Source organism: Streptomyces sp. NBC_01214, from assembly GCF_026340975.1.
GTDB lineage: Bacteria > Actinomycetota > Actinomycetes > Streptomycetales > Streptomycetaceae > Streptomyces.
The window spans coordinates 1,811,259-1,829,103 of record NZ_JAPEOS010000001.1; the positions used below are offsets into that span (position 1 = coordinate 1,811,259).

General features: G+C 70.6%; 18 protein-coding genes. 10 read left to right on the forward strand and 8 right to left on the reverse strand.

Annotation, left to right across the window (positions count from 1 at the left end; genetic code table 11):
• Positions 1-68 precede the first annotated feature (68 nt).
• Positions 69-1,286 carry a CdaR family transcriptional regulator gene (locus OG594_RS08500; protein WP_266596777.1) on the reverse strand — a complete coding sequence of 406 codons (1,218 nt, stop codon included), beginning with the start codon at positions 1,284-1,286 and terminating at the stop codon, positions 69-71.
• A 92-nt stretch (positions 1,287-1,378) separates the two neighbouring features.
• Between OG594_RS08500 and OG594_RS08505 the strand changes: the two genes are divergently transcribed.
• Entirely contained in the window at positions 1,379-2,059 is a 681-nt protein-coding gene (locus OG594_RS08505) for a pirin family protein (RefSeq protein ID WP_266596779.1), read from the forward strand.
• Here OG594_RS08505 and OG594_RS08510 read toward each other — a convergent pair.
• Positions 2,056-2,874: a serine hydrolase gene (locus OG594_RS08510; RefSeq protein WP_266602724.1), complete on the reverse strand. Its 819-nt coding sequence runs from the start codon at positions 2,872-2,874 to the stop codon at positions 2,056-2,058. The genes OG594_RS08505 and OG594_RS08510 overlap by 4 nt on opposite strands.
• Before the next feature lie 78 nt (positions 2,875-2,952).
• On the opposite strand from OG594_RS08510, the gene OG594_RS08515 reads away from it, so the two are divergent.
• Positions 2,953-3,351, forward strand: coding sequence for a MerR family transcriptional regulator (locus OG594_RS08515; protein WP_266596781.1), 399 nt, complete (start codon positions 2,953-2,955; stop codon positions 3,349-3,351).
• Entirely contained in the window at positions 3,348-4,370 is a 1,023-nt protein-coding gene (locus OG594_RS08520; protein ID WP_266596783.1) for an aldo/keto reductase, read from the forward strand. Before OG594_RS08515 ends, OG594_RS08520 begins: the two co-directional genes overlap by 4 nt.
• A gap of 65 nt (positions 4,371-4,435) precedes the next feature.
• On the opposite strand, the gene OG594_RS08525 is transcribed toward OG594_RS08520, so the two are convergent.
• The 3 genes from OG594_RS08525 to OG594_RS08535 form a co-directional block, all read right to left on the reverse strand.
• Positions 4,436-5,296: a DUF4429 domain-containing protein gene (locus OG594_RS08525; protein ID WP_266596785.1), complete on the reverse strand. Its 861-nt coding sequence runs from the start codon at positions 5,294-5,296 to the stop codon at positions 4,436-4,438.
• Positions 5,297-5,362: 66 nt separating this feature from the next.
• The gene (locus OG594_RS08530) at positions 5,363-6,502 is read right to left on the reverse strand and encodes an alpha/beta hydrolase (protein WP_266602726.1); all 1,140 of its coding nucleotides are present in this window, start codon (positions 6,500-6,502) and stop codon (positions 5,363-5,365) included.
• 231 nt (positions 6,503-6,733) lie between these two features.
• On the reverse strand, positions 6,734-7,396 hold the full coding sequence (locus OG594_RS08535) for a TetR/AcrR family transcriptional regulator (protein ID WP_266596787.1): 663 nt from the start codon (positions 7,394-7,396) through the stop codon (positions 6,734-6,736).
• A gap of 386 nt (positions 7,397-7,782) precedes the next feature.
• Here OG594_RS08535 and OG594_RS08540 point away from each other — a divergent pair, with 386 nt between their 5' ends.
• Positions 7,783-8,184: a peptidase inhibitor family I36 protein gene (locus OG594_RS08540; RefSeq protein ID WP_266596789.1), complete on the forward strand. Its 402-nt coding sequence runs from the start codon at positions 7,783-7,785 to the stop codon at positions 8,182-8,184.
• Here the strand turns inward: OG594_RS08540 and OG594_RS08545 are convergent.
• Together OG594_RS08545 and aceE are read right to left on the reverse strand one after the other, a co-directional pair.
• The gene (locus OG594_RS08545) at positions 8,165-8,959 is read right to left on the reverse strand and encodes a potassium channel family protein (protein ID WP_266596791.1); all 795 of its coding nucleotides are present in this window, start codon (positions 8,957-8,959) and stop codon (positions 8,165-8,167) included. The two genes, OG594_RS08540 and OG594_RS08545, sit on opposite strands and share 20 nt — an antisense overlap.
• Before the next feature lie 111 nt (positions 8,960-9,070).
• Entirely contained in the window at positions 9,071-11,803 is a 2,733-nt protein-coding gene (gene aceE / locus OG594_RS08550) for a pyruvate dehydrogenase (acetyl-transferring), homodimeric type (protein ID WP_266596793.1), read from the reverse strand.
• A 480-nt stretch (positions 11,804-12,283) separates the two neighbouring features.
• Between aceE and OG594_RS08555 the strand changes: the two genes are divergently transcribed.
• The 6 genes from OG594_RS08555 (at position 12,284) to OG594_RS08580 (ending at position 16,888) form a co-directional block, all read left to right on the forward strand.
• Positions 12,284-12,712 (forward strand): DUF3052 domain-containing protein, encoded by a 429-nt coding sequence (locus tag OG594_RS08555; RefSeq protein WP_266596795.1) that lies wholly within the window; start codon positions 12,284-12,286, stop codon positions 12,710-12,712.
• Between the two features lie 161 nt (positions 12,713-12,873).
• Positions 12,874-13,332: a peroxiredoxin gene (locus OG594_RS08560; RefSeq protein ID WP_266596797.1), complete on the forward strand. Its 459-nt coding sequence runs from the start codon at positions 12,874-12,876 to the stop codon at positions 13,330-13,332.
• A 165-nt stretch (positions 13,333-13,497) separates the two neighbouring features.
• On the forward strand, positions 13,498-14,073 hold the full coding sequence (locus tag OG594_RS08565) for a TerD family protein (protein ID WP_030009302.1): 576 nt from the start codon (positions 13,498-13,500) through the stop codon (positions 14,071-14,073).
• Between the two features lie 236 nt (positions 14,074-14,309).
• Positions 14,310-14,885, forward strand: a complete 576-nt coding sequence (locus OG594_RS08570; protein ID WP_266596800.1) for a TerD family protein — start codon at positions 14,310-14,312, stop codon at positions 14,883-14,885.
• Between the two features lie 25 nt (positions 14,886-14,910).
• Positions 14,911-16,026, forward strand: coding sequence for a DUF475 domain-containing protein (locus OG594_RS08575; RefSeq protein WP_266596802.1), 1,116 nt, complete (start codon positions 14,911-14,913; stop codon positions 16,024-16,026).
• A 121-nt stretch (positions 16,027-16,147) separates the two neighbouring features.
• Positions 16,148-16,888, forward strand: coding sequence for a Tellurium resistance (locus tag OG594_RS08580; RefSeq protein WP_266596804.1), 741 nt, complete (start codon positions 16,148-16,150; stop codon positions 16,886-16,888).
• 132 nt (positions 16,889-17,020) lie between these two features.
• On the opposite strand, the gene OG594_RS08585 is transcribed toward OG594_RS08580, so the two are convergent.
• Positions 17,021-17,803 (reverse strand): TerD family protein, encoded by a 783-nt coding sequence (locus tag OG594_RS08585; RefSeq protein ID WP_266596806.1) that lies wholly within the window; start codon positions 17,801-17,803, stop codon positions 17,021-17,023.
• Between the last annotated feature and the right edge of the window lie 42 nt (positions 17,804-17,845).

The window sequence follows — 17,845 nt, forward strand, 5'->3', positions numbered from 1 at the left end:
TGGTCCCTGCCGCCCGTGGGGACAGGGACCAAGAACGGTCGGGGTAATTGTTGATGTCCGACAAAAGTCTAGGACTGGGCGTCGCCGTCAGCCAGACGCCCGAGAATCAGGGCGATTCGCAGCGTGAACGCCGAGCGGACATCGGAAGGAGACCATCCGGTGACGTCGGTCACACGTCGCAGCCGGTAGCGCACCGTGTTGGGGTGCACGAACAGCATCCGCGCCGCCCCTTCCAGGCTGCTCGCCTGCTCCAGGTAGACGCTGAGGGTCTCCAGCAGTGCGGACCCCGCCTCCTCCAGTGGTCTGTAGATCTCCTCCACCAGCTGATCCCTGGCGGCGGGATCGGAGGCGATGGCCCGTTCCGGCAGGAGATCGTCCGCCAGGACCGGCCGAGGGGCATCCTGCCAGGCCGTGCACGCTTTCAGCCCGGCCGCCGCGGCCTGCGCCGACTTCGTTGCGTTCAGCAGGTCGGACACCACCGGTCCGGCGACCACCGGACCCGCCGCGAACGGTCCGATCAACGACTTGGCCACCTGGATCGGGTTGTCACTGCCACCCGCGATGACGACCAGTCGGTCCCCGAGCACACCGGTGAGGACCTGGAGCTTGTGGTGACGGGCCGCGCGCCGGATCGCCTCGACCGTCAGCTCGCTGTCGCCCTCCGGCGCGGTGCCGAGCACCACGCACACGTGCTCCGGGGAGTTCCAGCCCAGCGCCGCCGCCCGGGACAGCGCACCCTCGTCCGCCTCGCCGGACAGCACCGCGTTGACCACCAGGGACTCCAGCCGGGCGTCCCAGGCCCCGCGCGCCTCGGCGGCCTGCGCGTACACCTGGGCGGTCGCGAAGGCGATCTCCCGGGCGTACACCAGCAGCGCCTCGCGCAGGATCGACTCGTCGCCCGGCGCCGCCACCTCCTCGATCGCGGCCTCCATGACCTCGATCGTCGTGCGGACCATCTCGACGGTCTGGCGCAAGGTGATCGCCCGGGTCAGCTCGCGCGGAGCCGTCCCGAAGACATCGGTGGAGATGGCCTGCGGGGTTTCCGGGTGCCTGAACCACTCCGTGAACGCGGCGATGCCGGCCTGGGCGACCAGGCCGATCCAGGACCGGTTCTCGGGCGGCATGGCCCGGTACCACGGCAGGGTCTCGTCCATGCGCGCGATCGCGTTGGCGGCCAGCCGCCCCGCGGACTTCTCCAGTCGGCGGAGCGTCGCGGTGTGCGGATGGGCCGGTACGGGATGCGCGGAATGGGTGGCGGGCGAATGCTCACGTTCGGGTTGGGGCACGTGACAAGACTGCCTTATCGGGACGGGTGTGCGGAGTCCGGTCCCGCCCGTGGCCCGCGCCCCGGCCCGCCGCGGGGTCTACCGTGGCGTCCATGATTGATGTTCGCCCAGGCGCCGACCGGTACGAGGGCGGGGACCCGGCCGCCGGGATCACCACCCGGCACGCCTTCTCCTTCGGCTCCTTCTACGATCCGGACAATCTGCGCTTCGGACGGGTGCTCGCCTGCAACGAGGAGACCCTCGCGCCGGGCGCCGGCTTCGACGAGCACCCGCACAGCCACACCGAGATCGTGACCTGGGTGATCGAGGGCGAACTCACCCACCACGACAGCACCGGCGAGAAGAGCGTGGTGCGGCCCGGCGACGTACAGCGGCTCAGCGCCGGATCCGGGGCGCGGCACGTGGAGCGCAACGACGGCACCGGGCGGCTGCGGTTCGTGCAGATGTGGCTCGCGCCCCTCGACGCGGGCGGCGAGCCCTCGTACGGGGTCGTCCGGGGGATCGCCGACGCCGCGCCCTACGAGGTCCCGGCGGCCGGCGCCGTGCTGCACGTCCGGCGGCCCGGCGCGGGCGAGCGCGTCGCCGTACCCGCGGCAGACCGCGTGTACCTGCACGTGGTGCGCGGGGACCTGCGTCTGGACGGGGCGGAACTGGGCCCCGGAGACTCGGTACGGATCACCGCCGAGCGGGACCTGGAAGTCGTCGCCGGCTCCCCGGGGGAGCTGCTGATCTGGGAGTTCCCCGACCCGGCCCGAGCGACGGGGCAGCCCTAGCCGGCGCGCAGCTCGGCCAGCACCGCGTCGGTGAACGGGGTCCAGGCCTCGACCGCCCACGGGCCGAAGGGGCGGTCGGTCAGGGCCACGCACGCGGCGCGCGCGTCCGGGTCCACCCACAGGAAGGTACCGGCCTGACCGAAGTGCCCGAAGGTGCGCGGCGAGGAGGAAGCGCCCGTCCAGTGCGGGGACTTGTGGTCGCGGATCTCCAGGCCGAGGCCCCAGTCGTTGGGGGACTGGTGCCCGTAGCCCGGCAGGACGCCCTTGAGCCCGGGGTGGACGACGGAGGTGGCCTCGGCGACCGTACGGACGTCCAGCAGCTGCGGCGCCTGCAGCTCGGCGGCGAACCGCAGCAGGTCGGCGACGGTCGAGACGCCGTCCTTGGCGGGCGAGCCCTCCAGCGTGGTCCGCTCCATGCCCAGCGGCTCGAAGACCGCCTGGTGCAGGTACTCCGCGAAGGGGATGCCGGTGGCCTTGGCGATGTGGTCGCCGAGCTCCTCGAAACCGGCGTTCGAGTACAGCCGGCGCTGCCCGGGCGGGGCCGACACCCGGTGCTCGTCGAAGGCCAGGCCGCTGGTGTGCGCGAGCAGGTGACGGACCGTCGACCCCTCGGGCCCGGCCGGCTCGTCCAGCTCGATCGCCCCCTCCTCGTACGCGACGAGGGCGGCGTACGCGGCGAGCGGCTTGGTGACCGACGCCAGGGCGAACCGGTGGTCGACGGGCCCGTGGGAGCCCGCCAGGCTCCCGTCGGCCCGCACGACGGCCGCAGCGGCGGTCGGCACCGGCCAGGTCTCGATGATCCGCAGGCTTTCCATGCCGTTCCCGTCCTCCACGCTGTCCATGCCGCCGAGCCTACTTGCTTGGAGTGCACTCAAGGGTTTTAGCGTGGAGCCATGAGCCAGAGCCTGACGCAGACGCGGTACACGATCAGCGAGGTCGAGGCCCGGACCGGTCTGACCCAGCACACCCTGCGCTGGTACGAGCGGATCGGCCTGATGCCGCACGTGGACCGCTCCCACTCGGGCCAGCGGCGCTTCACCGACAAGGACCTCGACTGGCTGGCCTTCGTGGGCAAGCTGCGCGCCACGGGGATGTCGGTGGCGGACATGGTGCGGTACGCCGAACTGGTCCGCGAGGGCGAGCACACGGTGGGGGAACGCCGGGAGCTGCTGGAACGCACGCGCCGCGAGGTGCGCTCGCGGATCACGGAGCTTAACGACGCGCTCGCCGTACTGGACTACAAGATCGATATGTACGCCATGAAAACGGTATCGGGGAAGGCACAGCAATGACGGAGCACGGCACCACCCTCGAACAGGTCGAGCTCGGCAAGGGCGGCCCGCTGGTCGGCGTCCAGGGGCTCGGCTGCATGGGCATGAGCGAGTTCTACGGGGACACCGACGAGGCGGCGGCCCGGGAGACCCTGGACGCGGCGCTGGCCGCCGGTGTCACCCTCTTCGACACCGCGGACGTCTACGGGCGGGGGCGCAACGAGGAGTTCCTGGCGCCCTTCGTGGCCGCGCACCGGGACGAGATCACGCTGGCGACGAAGTTCGCCATAGAGCGCACCGACGACCCGCACTACCGGGGCATCCGCAACGACCGCGCCTACGTCCGCACGGCCGTGGAGGCCAGCCTGCGCCGGCTCGGCGTGGACGTCATCGACCTGTACTACATGCACCGGCGCGACCCGGCCGTGCCGTTCGCCGAGTCGGTCGGCGCCATGGCGGAGCTGGTCCGCGAGGGCAAGGTGCGCCACCTCGGCCTCAGCGAGGTCACCGGTGCGGAGCTGCGGGAGGCGCACGCCGTGCACCCGATCGCGGCGCTCCAGTCGGAGTGGTCGCTGTTCAGCCGGGACGTGGAGCGCAGCGCGGTGGGCGCGGCGGCGGAGCTGGGCGTGGCCTTCGCGGCGTACTCCCCGCTCGGCCGGGGCTTCCTGACCGGGTCCTTCGCCGACGCGTCCGCGGAGCTGTCGCAGGACGACTTCCGGCGCCACCAGCCGCGGTTCACCGGCGACAACGCGAAGACCAACGCGGCGCTGCTGGCCCCGGTCCGGGAGATCGCCGAGCGGCACGGCGCGACCCCGGCGCAGATCGCCCTGGCCTGGGTGCAGCAGCGGGCGAAGGTGCACGGGCTGACCGTGGTCCCGATCCCGGGCACCCGCAAGCCGGGACGGCTGCGGGAGAACACCGCGGCGACCCGGATCACCCTCACGCAGGCCGAACTGGACCTGCTGGAGCCGATCGCCGCAAAGGTCGCCGGGGACCGCTACCCGGACATGAGCTCCACCTCGGCGGCGCGGGAGGTCTGAGCCGTCGGGCCCCGATCAGGGGCCCGATCAGATGCCCCGTCCAGATGCCCGTCCAGCGGCCCCGCTCAGAGCGACTCGGCGGCGAACCGGTCCCGCAGCGCCGCGTACTCCGCGTCCGTGAGCAGCCCCGCCGCGTGCAGCTCGCTCAGGTGGCGCAGCCGGTCGTCGCCGGAGCGGGCCCGCGGCACGGAGGCGACCGGGGTCCGGGCGCGCAGGGCGGCCAGGACGGCCGCGGCGAACGGCAGGGACTCGTGCACCGCCCCGTAGCCCGTGCCGAAGACGGCCGCCGCCAGGTCGTGGTCCGGGCGGGGGTCACCGGTGGCGTCCCGCAGCAGCAGCCGCAGGTGGCCGCCGGGGCCCTCCGGGGAGCACCACTCGACGCCGGTGAGCGCGGCCAGCGGGAAGCGCTGGTCGCCCGCCTTCCACTTGGTGCTGGAGGCGCCCGTACGGGACCACTGGAAGGTGATCGCCGAGCCGTCGAAGCCCACCCGGGCGTCGTACGCCTTCAGGTTCACCGGCGGCTGCGGCACGTCGACGAGGAAGCGCGCGGACGGCTCGGCGGCATCGGGCCCGAGCCGGGAGCGCAGCGCGTCGGCGAACGCGATGGCGGCCGGCGCCCGGTCACCCGGCAGCACCAGTCGGTAGGGGTCGCAGGCCTCCTTGAGCTGCCCGGCGGCGGCTTCCATCAGCGGATCGGCGCCCGGCCGCGGGACGACACGCAAGATCACCGTGTCCCGCTTGCCGCCGGTCACGGTCACTGTCACGGCGGACACCGCTTCGAGGGGGATCCGGCGCGATCCCAGGGCATGCCAGAGTCGTGGCAGCCTCGGCGTTCTGATCCCCCGTGCGAAGCGGATGAGCACCGAGTCCGATTCGAACTCCCAGACGGCATGGTTTCCGGCCAGTACGTCACCCATGTGGCACATCGTAAACGGCGGCGCCCCCGCGCGTCCCCCCGGTTGCGGGGACCGATTTCCGCGCCTCTACGCGCGTCAGTCCTGCTCTGTCCCGGAAATCCCGCGTCGGCACGCATCGTTCCCGGTCGCGCAGACAACGGAAGCGAACGCGCCGGTTCCGATCTTGGCGAAGTTCTCCATCGAGTCCGTACCTGGCGCGAAATAGCCGGTGTGGCTCTTGGCCCGGGCCGAGGACAGCAGCCGCGCGCCGAACGCCGGAGAGACCGGATCGGCGCCGTGACCGAGGCCGCCGACCTCCAGGTGCGGTACGTCCGCGATCCAGTCGCCCTCGTCGCGCGTCGCCCAGACCCGTGCCGAGGTGTGCAGCCCGGCGACGTTCTCCGCGCGCATCCCGGGGCTGCCCGCCACCACCACGTCGGTCACCCGGCGCGGCAGCTCGTGCGCCGCGACCCCGCAGACCACCGATCCGTAGCTGTGGCAGAACAGCGCCACGCTCGCGTCCCCGGGCAGGGCCGCGGTCAGGGACTTCAGCAGGACGGCGCCGTCGACGGCCATGCGGCCCGTGGCGGCGTCCACGCCGATGCCGGTGGGGGCGGTGTAGCCGGCCCATGCGATGACCGCCGTCCGGCTGTCCGGATCGGCCGCCCGCTGGGCCCTGTACAGGGACTCGGCCATGCCGACCGGGGAGGTCAGGCGGCGCTGGGTGCGCTCGAAGGTGAGCACGTCGGTGTCGACACCGGGGACGATCACCGAGACCCGCTCGGCCCCGGCGAGGTCACCGAAGACCTCGGCCACGCGGCCGTTGCCGGTCGGGTCGAAGGCGAAGATCTGCCGGCCCGGCAGGGCGAGCGAGGCGAAGCGGTGGGAGCGCCGGGTGGCCGTGGACCGGTCGGCCGGCGTCAACGCGACGTCGCGGCTGCGGGCCTCCTCGACCCGGCGGGCCTGCTCCAGGCCCTGGAGGTTGGCCCGGTACCGGACGGCCGCGGGCGTCCCGTCGAGGTTGCCCACGACGAGCGGGTAGCCGTCGGCGAGCCGGGCGCGCTGGGCACCGTCGAGGCCGGCGAAGAAACGGGCCACCATCCGTGCCGGGGCGTCCGCCGGGGGCACCGGGCGACCGTCGATCCGTGCCTTGGACCAGGCGCCGAGGGCGGCGACCCGCAGTGGAGAGACCTCCTCGGGCCGGTGCACGGCCGTCCAGCCGGTGGTCGCCAGCATGATGAAGACCACCGCCAGCGCGAGCAGGGCGCGCAGGGCGGCAGGGCGCGGGTCGGCGCCGAGGGCGGTGGGGTGGGCAAGGCCGGGCACGTTCACTGTGACCAGCCTATGAGACGTCTTACGCCGCAGGCGTGCCGGGTGACGGGACTCACGGCCGACCGTGGGACCCCGTGAGGCCCGGGCGGAGGACCCGCCGGCGCGTCGGCCGACCGGACGGAGCGGGCCGTCGGGCTACGCGGACCCGCGCCAACTGGAGGTCAGCGCGGGGCCGATCCGGTCGAGGTAGCTCTCCGTCAGCTCTCGGATCGATTCCACACTGGTGTCCTCGCCCCGCCCCCAGAGCCGCCCCGTGACGCGCATCACGCCGCAGAACGCGGCGACGGCGACCCGCGGCCTCGGATCGGCGTCCACGTCCAGCCCCTCGCGGGCGCCGATCAGTCGGGAGATCCTCTCCTCCAGCTCCGTGGAGCGCCGCAGGTGCACGGCGAGCAGGGCCGGGGTGGACTCGATCAGTCGGTAACTGCGCATGTAGAGGTCGACCGGGACCACCTCGGACAGGGCCACCTCCACGGTGTCCCAGGCGGCGAGCGCCGCTCCCCGCAGGGCCTCGAAGGGGCCCTCGGCGGCCGGCCGGGCGTGCAGTTCGGCGACGAACCGCGACTCGACCAGCTCCTGGAGGGCGAAGACGACCTCCTCCTTGTTGGCGAAGTAGCGGAAGAAGGTGCGCTGGGACACGTTCACGGCGTCGGTGATCTCGTCGACGGTGGTGCGCTCGTACCCCTGGGAGAGGAACAGCACGAGGGCGGCGCGCATCAGCGCGTTCCGGGTGCGCCGTTTCTTGCGTTCGCGCAGTCCGGTCACCGGCGCGGCCGTCGCCGACCGCTCGTCGGTCATCACCGCGGGGCTCCCTTCTGACGCCGAGTGGGCGGTCAGCGTACCGGTGACCGACGGGGTGGCGACCGCCGCGTTAAGCCGTTTGCGACGTGCCGTCCGCGGTCTTCGGCCGGCCCGCGGGAGCGCCCGCGCACGACACGTTCGGGTGCGGGTCCGGCCGGGCCGGCACCCCGGCCGGGCGGCCGCGGGTCCGGCCCCGCGACTCTTGGAAGCGTCAACTCCGTACGTACGAAGGCCATGCCGACGGGTTCCGCCGCGGCTGTCGCCTATCCGGGTGGACCCGCCCCGGACCTCTTCCGCCCGCCCGTCGCCGCAGGTCAGCGTGGTGTCGGCGGAGCTTTCGGAAACGGTCCGGGCGCCCGCCGTCCACAAGGAGTTGACCCGTCATGCGTACGTGTCGAAGCAATCGCGCCACCATCACGACCACCCTCGCCGCGACCGTCCTGGTCCTCACCGCCCTCCTCCCGAGTACGGCCACCACGGCGCACGCCGCGGGCCCGCCGACCCTCGGGGCCTGCGCGACCGGACAGCTGTGCCTGTGGGCGAAACCGGAGTTCAAGGGAGCGCGCCAGACCCACGAGCTCAGCAACCTGGACGTCAACAGCTGCACCGCGCTGCCGGCCGGGACCAGCGCCCAATCGCTCACCAACCGCACCGGGCGCCCGGTGACCACCTACCAGTCGGCCGAATGCGCGGAGACGGGCGAGTTCCAGACCTATCCGGGCGACGGGGTCTGGCTGCCCCAGTCGCCCTACCAGGTGCGGGCGTTCAAGGTGTGGGAGAGGTAGCTTCCCGCTGCGCCGGGGCGTTCGGCGGGTCGGCCGCGGCCACCTCGGCCGTCGCGCCGCCCAGCCGGGCGACCTCGCCGCGCAGCGCCCGCACCTCGTCCTGCAACTCCCGGATGGCCGCCAGCTGGAGCATGTCCGCCCGGTCGTCGCGTTCGAAGCGGGAGATGAACCACGCGGCGATGTTGGCGGTCACCACACCGAGCAGGGCGATCCCGGACAGCATCAGACCGACGGCCAGGAACCGGCCGAGGCCGGTGGTCGGCGAATGGTCCCCGTAGCCGACCGTCGTCATCGTGGTGAAGGACCACCACACGGCGTCGCCCAGGTTCTTGATGTTCCCGTCGGGGGCGTCCCGCTCCACGCTGAGCACCGCCAGCGAGCCGAACATGAGCAGCCCCACGACGGCGCCGGCCACGTACGTCGTCAGCTGGATCTGCGGGGCCATCCGGGCCCGCCGGCCCACCAGCAGCAAGGTGGCGACCAGCCGCAACAGGCGCAGCGGCTGTACGAGCGGCAGCACCACGGCGGCCAGGTCCAGCCAGTGGGTCCGGACGAAGTGATTGCGGTCCGCCGCGAGGGCGAGGCGGACCAGGTAGTCGACGGCGAAGGCGCCCCACACCACCCATTCGACGTGGGTGCAGGCCCGGTGCACCTCCGCGCTCGCGTCGGGGGCGACGATGGGCACGGCGTACGCCACGGCGAACGCCACGGCGAGCAGGAGCAGCGGGGTCTGGCTCCGCCGCTCCCACACCAGCTGGCGGGAGGGTTCCTTCATGCCGAGCATCGTAAGGAACCCGTAAAGGTGGGCGGGTCCCGGCCGGAGCCGGGACCCGCCCACCACGCCCACCACGCCCACCACGCCTACCGCGCAGCTACCGCGCCGCGACTACGCGTCGCCGCCCGCCGCGCCCGGGTCCGCCGCCGTCACGTCCAGCAGCTGGTACCGGTCCACCGCCTGCTTCAGCACCGAGCGGTCGACCTTCCCCGCCCGGGCCAGCTCGGTGAGCGTCGCCAGGACCACCGACTGCGCGTCGATGTGGAAGAAGCGCCGCGCGGCACCACGGGTGTCCGCGAAGCCGAAGCCGTCCGCGCCCAGCGAGGTGTACGCACCCGGCACCCACCGCGAGATCTGGTCCGGAACCGCCCGCATCCAGTCCGAGACCGCCACGAACGGCCCCTCCGCACCCGACAGCTTCCGCGTCACGTACGGGACGCGCTGCTCCTCCTCCGGGTGGAGCAGGTTGTGCTCCTCGACCTCGACCGCCTCGCGCCGCAGCTCGTTCCAAGAGGTCGCCGACCAGACGTCCGCCCGGACGCCCCAGTCGGCCGCCAGGATCCGCTGCGCCTCCAGCGCCCAGGGCACCGCCACGCCCGAGGCCATCAGCTGCGCCCCGATCGTGCCCTCGGTGCCCTGCGACACCCGGTGGATGCCCCCCAGGATGCCGTCCACGTCGACGTCCGCCGGCTCGGCCGGGTGCTGGATCGGCTCGTTGTAGACGGTCAGGTAGTAGAAGACGTCCTCCGCCTCCGGCCCGTACATCCGCCGCAGACCGTCCTTGACGATGTGCGCGATCTCGTAGCCGTAGGCCGGGTCGTACGCCACGCAGCCCGGGTTCGTCGAGGCCAGCAGCTGCGAATGGCCGTCGGCGTGCTGGAGGCCCTCACCCGTGAGGGTGGTCCGTCCGGCGGTCGCGCCGAGCACGAAACCGCGCGCGAGCTGGTCGGCCATCTGCCAGAACTGGTCACCCGTGCGCTGGAACCCGAACATCGAGTAGAAGACGTAGACCGGGATCAGCGGCTCGCCGTGCGTCGCGTACGCCGAACCCGCGGCGATCAGCGAGGCCGTGCAGCCCGCCTCCGAGATGCCGTCGTGCAGCATCTGGCCGGTCGGGGACTCCTTGTAAGCGAGCAGCAGGTCGCGGTCGACCGCCTCGTACTGCTGGCCCAGCGGGTTGTAGATCTTGGCGCTCGGGAAGAAGGCGTCCATGCCGAAGGTGCGGTACTCGTCGGGCGCGATCAGCACGAAGCGCTTGCCGATCTCCTTGTCCCGCATCAGGTCCTTCAGGATGCGGACGAAGGCCATGGTCGTGGCGATCGACTGCTGCCCGGAGCCCTTCTTGGCGGCCGCGTAGGTCTTGTCGTCCGGCAGCTGCAACGGCTTCGCGCGCACCACGCGGGTCGGCACGTACCCGCCCAGCGCACTGCGCTGGTCGTGCATGTACTGGATCTCGGGGGACTTCGGGCCCGGGTGGTAGTACGGCGGGGCCCCGCCCTCCAGCTGCGCGTCCGTGATCGGGATGTGCAGGCGGTCGCGGAAGCGCTTGAGGTCGTCGACCGTCAGCTTCTTCATCTGGTGCGTCGCGTTGCGGCCCTCGAAGTTCGGGCCGAGCGTCCAGCCCTTGACCGTCTGGGCCAAGATCACCGTCGGCTGGCCCTTGTGGGCCTTGGCCGCCGCGTACGCCGCGTAGACCTTCTTGTGGTCGTGACCGCCGCGGCCCAGGTGCTGGATCTGCTGGTCGGACATGTTCTCGACCATCGACCGCAGCCGCTGGTCGCCGCCGAAGAAGTGCTCGCGGATGTACGCGCCCGACTCGGTCGCGTACGTCTGGAACTGCCCGTCGGGGGTGGAGTTCATCTTGTTGACGAGGATGCCGTCGCGGTCCTGGGCCAGCAGCGGGTCCCAGGAGCGGTCCCAGATCAGCTTGATGACGTTCCAGCCGGCGCCCCGGAAGATCGACTCCAGCTCCTGGATGATCTTGCCGTTGCCGCGCACCGGGCCGTCGAGGCGCTGCAGGTTGCAGTTGACGACGAAGGTCAGGTTGTCCAGACCCTCACGGGCCGCGATCGACAGCTGGCCCAGCGACTCCGGCTCGTCCATCTCGCCGTCGCCGAGATACGCCCAAACGTGGGACTTGGAGGTGTCGGCGATGCCGCGCGCCTCCATGTACCGGTTCATCCGCGCCTGGTAGATCGCACCGAGCGGACCCAGGCCCATCGAGACGGTCGGGAACTCCCAGAAGTCCGGCATCAGCCGCGGGTGCGGGTAGCTCGAAAGGCCGTACGGGGCCTTCGACTTCTCCTGGCGGAAGGAGTCGAGCTGCTGCTCGGTGAGCCGGTCCAGGAGGTAGGCGCGGGCGTAGATGCCGGGGGAGGCGTGCCCCTGGAAGAAGATCTGGTCGCCGCCGTCGCCCTCGTCCTTGCCCCGGAAGAAGTGGTTGAAGCCCACGTCGTAGAGGGAGGCGGAGGAGGCGAACGTGGCGATGTGGCCGCCGACGCCGATCCCGGGACGCTGGGCGCGCGAGACCATGACGGCCGCGTTCCACCGGGTGGCGTTGAGGACCTTGCGCTCGATCTCCTCGTTGCCCGGGAAGAACGGCTCGTCCCGGGTGGCGATCGTGTTGACGTAGTCCGTGCTGCGCATCTCCGGCACGGCCACGCGCTTCTCGCGGGCCCGCTCGATCAGCCGCAGCATCAGGTAGCGGGCGCGTTCGCGGCCCCGCTCGTCGACTGCGGCGTCGAGGGAGTCGAGCCACTCCTGCGTCTCCTCCGGATCGAAGTCCGGGACCTGACTCGGGAGGCCGCCAATGATGATCGGATTGCGATCGGGTGCGGAAGCCACGCTGTTCCTTCACTGTCGGGGGAGTCGTGCTGAAGCTGTAACTGGGGGGCGCCGCCTCCCATGCTCTTACGCTGGGCCGAAATCTTCATCTTTACCACCGGGTAATCCCTGGAAACCGCAGGGAACCAGGTGGAACCGGTGAGGGAAGGGCCGGCGGGGATCCGTAGCGAGTCGGGTCAAACCGCAATCTTGCTCCCAAGTCGGGCACTCGCTTCGTACGACCGTTCGTCCCTCAAACAGGTAGGAAAGTCCTCAAGCGTCGACGATGATGCCGAATGAGCTGGAATGGTGTGGGATGAATCACGAGAGGTGCACACGGGAAGGCTGAAAGTTGCGGCGAGACGGCCGCAATCGTCACCGTTTCGACGGTCTCGACGGCCGGGTACTTGCGCGATCCGCCGCGCCCGTGTGGACTACGCCCAATGCTGCGCGTACGCGCGCCGCCGAAGACATTCACCGAACATGAGCAGGAGGCACCCCGTGAGCGCGACCGCGGACCACGCGGAGAGCCTGGCCACCCGGCTGGGCTTCCAGTCCGAACAGGTGGTCCAGGAGATCGGCTACGACGACGACGTCGATCAGGAATTCCGTGACCTCGTCGAGGAACTCGTCGGCGAACTCGTCGACGAGGAGTACGACGACGTCGCTGACGCGGTCCTGCTGTGGTTCCGGGAGGACGACGGCGACCTGACGGACGCGCTGGTCGATGCCACCGAGCTGGTCGAGGACGCCGCCCTGATCCTGCTGCTGACCCCCAAGACGGGCCGTGACGGCTACGTCGAGGCCAGTGACATCAGCGAGGCCGCCGAAACGGCCGGCCTGTCGCAGACCAGGAGCGTCAGCGTCGGCAAGGAGTGGGCCGCCACCAAGCTGGTGACGCCCAAGACCGCGGCCAAGACCAAGCGCTGAGCCGCAACCGCAGCCGAGCGGACACGCAACCGCACCCCGCCGACCAGGTGACCCCGGTCGGCGGGGTGCGTGCGTTCCGTGCCCCTGCCGCGATCAGGACCTAGTCTGTGACTCACCCGAACAGCCCAACGCGGGGATGCGGGAACGAAGGGATGCGAGAGATGGCGATCGAGGTCGGCGACAAGGCCCCGGACTTCGAGCTCAAGGACAACCACGGCGCCACCGTGCGGCTCTCCGACTTCCGGGGCGAGAAGGCAGTGGTGCTGCTCTTCTACCCGTTCGCCTTCACCGGTGTCTGCACCGGCGAGCTGTGCGAGCTGCGCGACCAGCTCCCGCGCTTCCAGAACGACGACGTGCAGCTCCTCGCCGTCTCCAACGACTCCGTGCCCACCCTGCGGGTCTTCGGTGAGCAGGAGGGCCTGGAGTACCCGCTGCTGTCGGACTTCTGGCCGCACGGGCAGACCTCGCGCGCCTACGGCGTCTTCGACGAGGACAAGGGATGTGCGGTCCGCGGCACCTTCATCATCGACACGGACGGCGTCGTGCGCTGGAGTGTCGTCAACGGACTGCCCGACGCGCGTGACCTGAACGAGTACATCAAGGCACTCGACAGTCTCTGAGCGCACCCGAGCGGGCCGTACACGCATTTTCCCTGCGAAAACCGCTTACAGGCGGGAACCCGTCACTAGGATCGAAACGTTGATCCGGTAGCTCCCCCGGTCACGGCCGGGAGGGCCCCTGCACGACGGGGCACCGCCCCACACACAGAACCCAATGGAGGACCCGTGGGAGTCAGCCTCAGCAAGGGCGGCAACGTCTCGCTGACCAAGGCCGCGCCTAACCTGACGGCGGTCATCGTCGGTCTGGGCTGGGATGCTCGCACCACCACCGGTGTCGACTTCGACCTCGACGCCAGCGCGATCCTGACCAGCGACCAGGGCAAGGTCACCAGCGACGCGAACTTCGTCTTCTTCAACAACCTCAAGAGCCCCGACGGCTCGGTGGAGCACACCGGTGACAACACCACCGGTGAGGGCGAGGGCGACGACGAGGCGATCAAGGTCAACCTGGCCGGCGTCCCCGCCGACGTCGCCAAGATCGTCTTCCCGGTCTCGATCTACGAGGCCGAGAGCCGCCAGCAGAGCTTCGGCCAGGTCCGCAACGCGTACATCCGCGTGGTGAACCAGGCCGACAACACCGAGCTCGCGCGTTACGACCTCTCCGAGGACGCCTCGACCGAGACCGCCATGGTCTTCGGCGAGCTGTACCGCAACGGTGCGGAGTGGAAGTTCCGTGCCATCGGCCAGGGTTACGCATCGGGCCTGCGCGGCATCGCGCAGGACTTCGGCGTCAACGTCTGAGCCCGAGAGCAGTCCGTCCGTCCGGCGCCGTGCACTGTGTGTACGGCGCCGGACCGGCTTTACCTGCGGACACCCCCGCAGGCGTCACACCGCACCACCGGCTACACCGGCTACACCAGCTACACCGGCACAACACACGACGCACTACCTGCTGCACCGCCACAACGCACGCCGCACCACCCGCTGCACCGGCACATCGCCGTACCGCCACACCGTCGTCCGGGGAGGACCACAACATGGGCGTCACACTCGCCAAGGGGGGCAATGTCTCCCTCTCCAAGGCCGCACCGAACCTCACCAGGGTTCTGATCGGTCTCGGATGGGACGCGCGCTCGACCACGGGAGCCGACTTCGACCTCGACGCCAGCGCACTGCTGTGCAACAGCGGCCGGGTGCTGGGGGACGAGTACTTCGTCTTCTACAACAACCTGAAGAGCCCCGACGGCTCCGTCGAACACACCGGGGACAACCTCACCGGCGAGGGTGAAGGCGACGACGAGTCGATCATCATCGACCTCAGCAAGGTGCCGGCGGCCGTGGACAAGATCGTCTTCCCGGTCTCGATCCACGACGCGGACTCCCGCCGGCAGAGCTTCGGCCAGGTCAGCAACGCCTTCATCCGCGTCGTGAACCAGGCCGACGGACAGGAACTGGCCCGCTACGACCTGTCCGAGGACGCCTCCAGCGAAACCGCGATGATCTTCGGCGAGGTCTACCGGTACGGGGGCGAATGGAAGTTCCGTGCGGTGGGGCAGGGGTACGCGTCGGGGCTCCGAGGCATCGCTCTAGACTTCGGGGTCAACGTTTCGTAAAGCCGCACAAGACGATGGGGTGCCTGTGGTTCTGAAAACCTTCGGCTGGTCGTTCGCAATCACTGCGCTCGGTCTAGTCGCAGCGGTGTTCTACGGGGGGTGGCAGGCCTTCGGTATCGTCGCGATCCTGTCGGTCCTCGAGATCTCGCTGTCCTTCGACAACGCGGTGGTCAACGCCGGAATCCTGAAGAAGATGAACGCCTTCTGGCAGAAGATCTTCCTCACCATCGGCGTCCTCATCGCGGTCTTCGGCATGCGCCTGGTCTTCCCCGTTGTGATCGTCGCGATCAGCGCCAAGATCGGCCCCATTGAGGCCGTCGACCTCGCCCTCTCCGACAAGGAGATGTACGAGCAGCTGGTGACGGACGCCCACCCGTCCATCGCCGCCTTCGGTGGCATGTTCCTGCTGATGATCTTCCTCGACTTCATCTTCGAGGACCGTGACATCAAGTGGCTCGCGTGGCTGGAGCGCCCGCTCGCCAAGCTCGGCAAGATCGACATGCTGTCCGCCTGCATCGCGCTGATCGTCCTGGTCATCGCCTCGATGACGGTCGGGGCCAACGCCCACCAGCACGGTGGCGTCCACGTGGACAAGGCACAGACCGTCCTGATCTCCGGCGTCCTCGGCCTGATCACCTACATGGTCGTCGGCGGTCTCTCCGGCTACTTCGAGAACAAGCTGGAGGAAGAGGAGGAAGCCGAGCACGAGGCCGAGGAAGAGGCCAAGCGGTCCGGCAAGCCCGTCTCGGCCGTCGCCATGGCCGGCAAGGCCGCCTTCTTCATGTTCCTCTACCTCGAGGTCCTCGACGCCTCCTTCTCCTTCGACGGGGTCATCGGCGCCTTCGCCATCACCAACGACATCGTGCTGATGGCCCTCGGCCTCGGCATCGGTGCCATGTACGTGCGTTCGCTGACGGTCTACCTGGTCCGCCAGGGCACCCTCGACGACTACGTGTACCTGGAGCACGGCGCGCACTACGCCATCGGCGCGCTCGCCGTGATCCTGCTCGTCACCATCCAGTACGAGATCAACGAGATCATCACCGGTCTCGTTGGCGTGCTGCTCATCGGATGGTCCTTCTGGTCCTCGGTGCGCCGCAACAAGCGCCTGGAACTGGAGGGTTCCGCCGCCGAGGCATGACCGCGGCGGTAATGCGGAACGCTCCATTGCGGGGCGGTCCACCAGGTCCACGGACCCGGCGGGCCGCCCCGCTTCCGTAGGCTCGGGCCGATCAGGGGATCAGGGGATCAGGGGGTAGGGGATGGGCTTCTTCGACGGCATCATGGGCAGCCGGGCCGTGCAGTTTCAGTCGGGCAGTGCCTCGTCGAACGCGATCGAGCTGACCAAACGACATGCGACGGTGTCGCTTACCAAACAGGGGGCCGTGCACGGCAACCTGCGCGTGAACCTGTCCTGGCGCATGCGGACCTCGGACATCGGCGGCCGCTCCGGCCAGAGCGGCCAGCTCTTCCGGCACCCGTTCAAGCTGTTCAAGCCGGACATGGTGCAGGCGCACACCCAGGGCATGGTCAACGTCGACCTCGACATGGGCTGCCTGTACGAGCTGACGGACGGCACCCGCGGGGCCGTGCAGCCGCTGGGAAACCTGCTGGGCGACCTCAACGATCCGCCGTACGTCAAGCTCAGCGGGGACGACCGGTTCGGCTCGGCGTCGGGGGAGACCCTCTACGTCAACCTCGACCACGCCGACGAGATCAAGCGCCTGCTGGTCTTCGTCTACATCTACGACCAGACGCCGGCCTTTGACCGGACGCACGCCATGGTGACCCTCTACCCCGTCACGGGGCCGCGGATCGAGATCCCGCTGGACGAGCGGCACCCGCAGGCCCGGTCCTGCGCGGTCGTCTCCCTGGAGAAGGTCAAGGGCGAGCTCGTGGTGCGGCGCGAGGTGAAGTTCGTGTACGGGTTCCAGGCCGAGCTGGACCGGCTGTACGGCTGGGGGCTCCAGTGGGGGCGGGGCTACAAGAGTGCCAAGAACTGACCGGGGCCCCGGGACGGGTGAACGTCCTCGGGGCCCTCGGTGCGAGCCGGGCCTGTGCCGGGCCTGTGCCGGGCCTGCCGGGCCGGCGGGTGGATGGGCCCGGCGTCGGCGGTGTCGGCGGAGTCGGCTGCGTCAGCGGCGGATGAACTGCGGGCCCTGGACCGGCAGCCGGAACGACGGATCGCCGCCCGGACCCGGCACCGGGGCCGGGGACACCGGCTGCGGGTACCCGTAGGCGGGCTGGACGGGCGGCGGGGCCTGCGTGGGCGGGGCCATCATCGCCGTCTGCTCGGAGGCGGGCCCGGAGGTGGGCTCGGAGGCGGGGCCGGTCGCGGGGCCGGCCGCGGGAGCCGCCTCGGACTCGGCGGCGTTCTCGTCGACCGAGATCCCGTGGTCGGTCGCGAGCCCCACCAGTCCGTCCGAGTAGCCCTCGCCGAGCGCCCGGAACTTCCACCCCTCGCCCCGCCGGTACAGCTCCCCGCAGATCAGCGCCGTCTCGGCGCCGGTCTCGGGCCGTACGTCGAAGTAGGCCAGCGGTTCGGAGCCGCCGGTCGCGGTGGCGTCGTAGAGGAGGATCCGCAGGTCGTGGACCCGCTGGAACGGGACGTCCTCGGCGGAGGCGACCACCAGGATCCGGTCCACCGTCGGCGTCACCGTGCGCAGGTCCGCCTGCACGGCGTCGGTGATCGCGTCACCGATCTGCTTCTTGCCGAGTCGCCAGACGGCGCCCGAGGGGTGCCGGGGCTGGTTGTAGAAGACGAAGTCCTCGTCCGAACGCACCCGGCCGTCCGGGCCGACGAGCAGTGCCGAGGCGTCCACGTCCGGCACCTCGGGGCCGGCGGTCCAGCGCAGCACCGCCCGGACCGCCACGGGGGTCACCGGGATGTTCGAGCCCTTCTGCATCGCGTGCGTCATGCACGTCATCCTGCCCTCCCGGGGTGGACAGGGACAATGCGG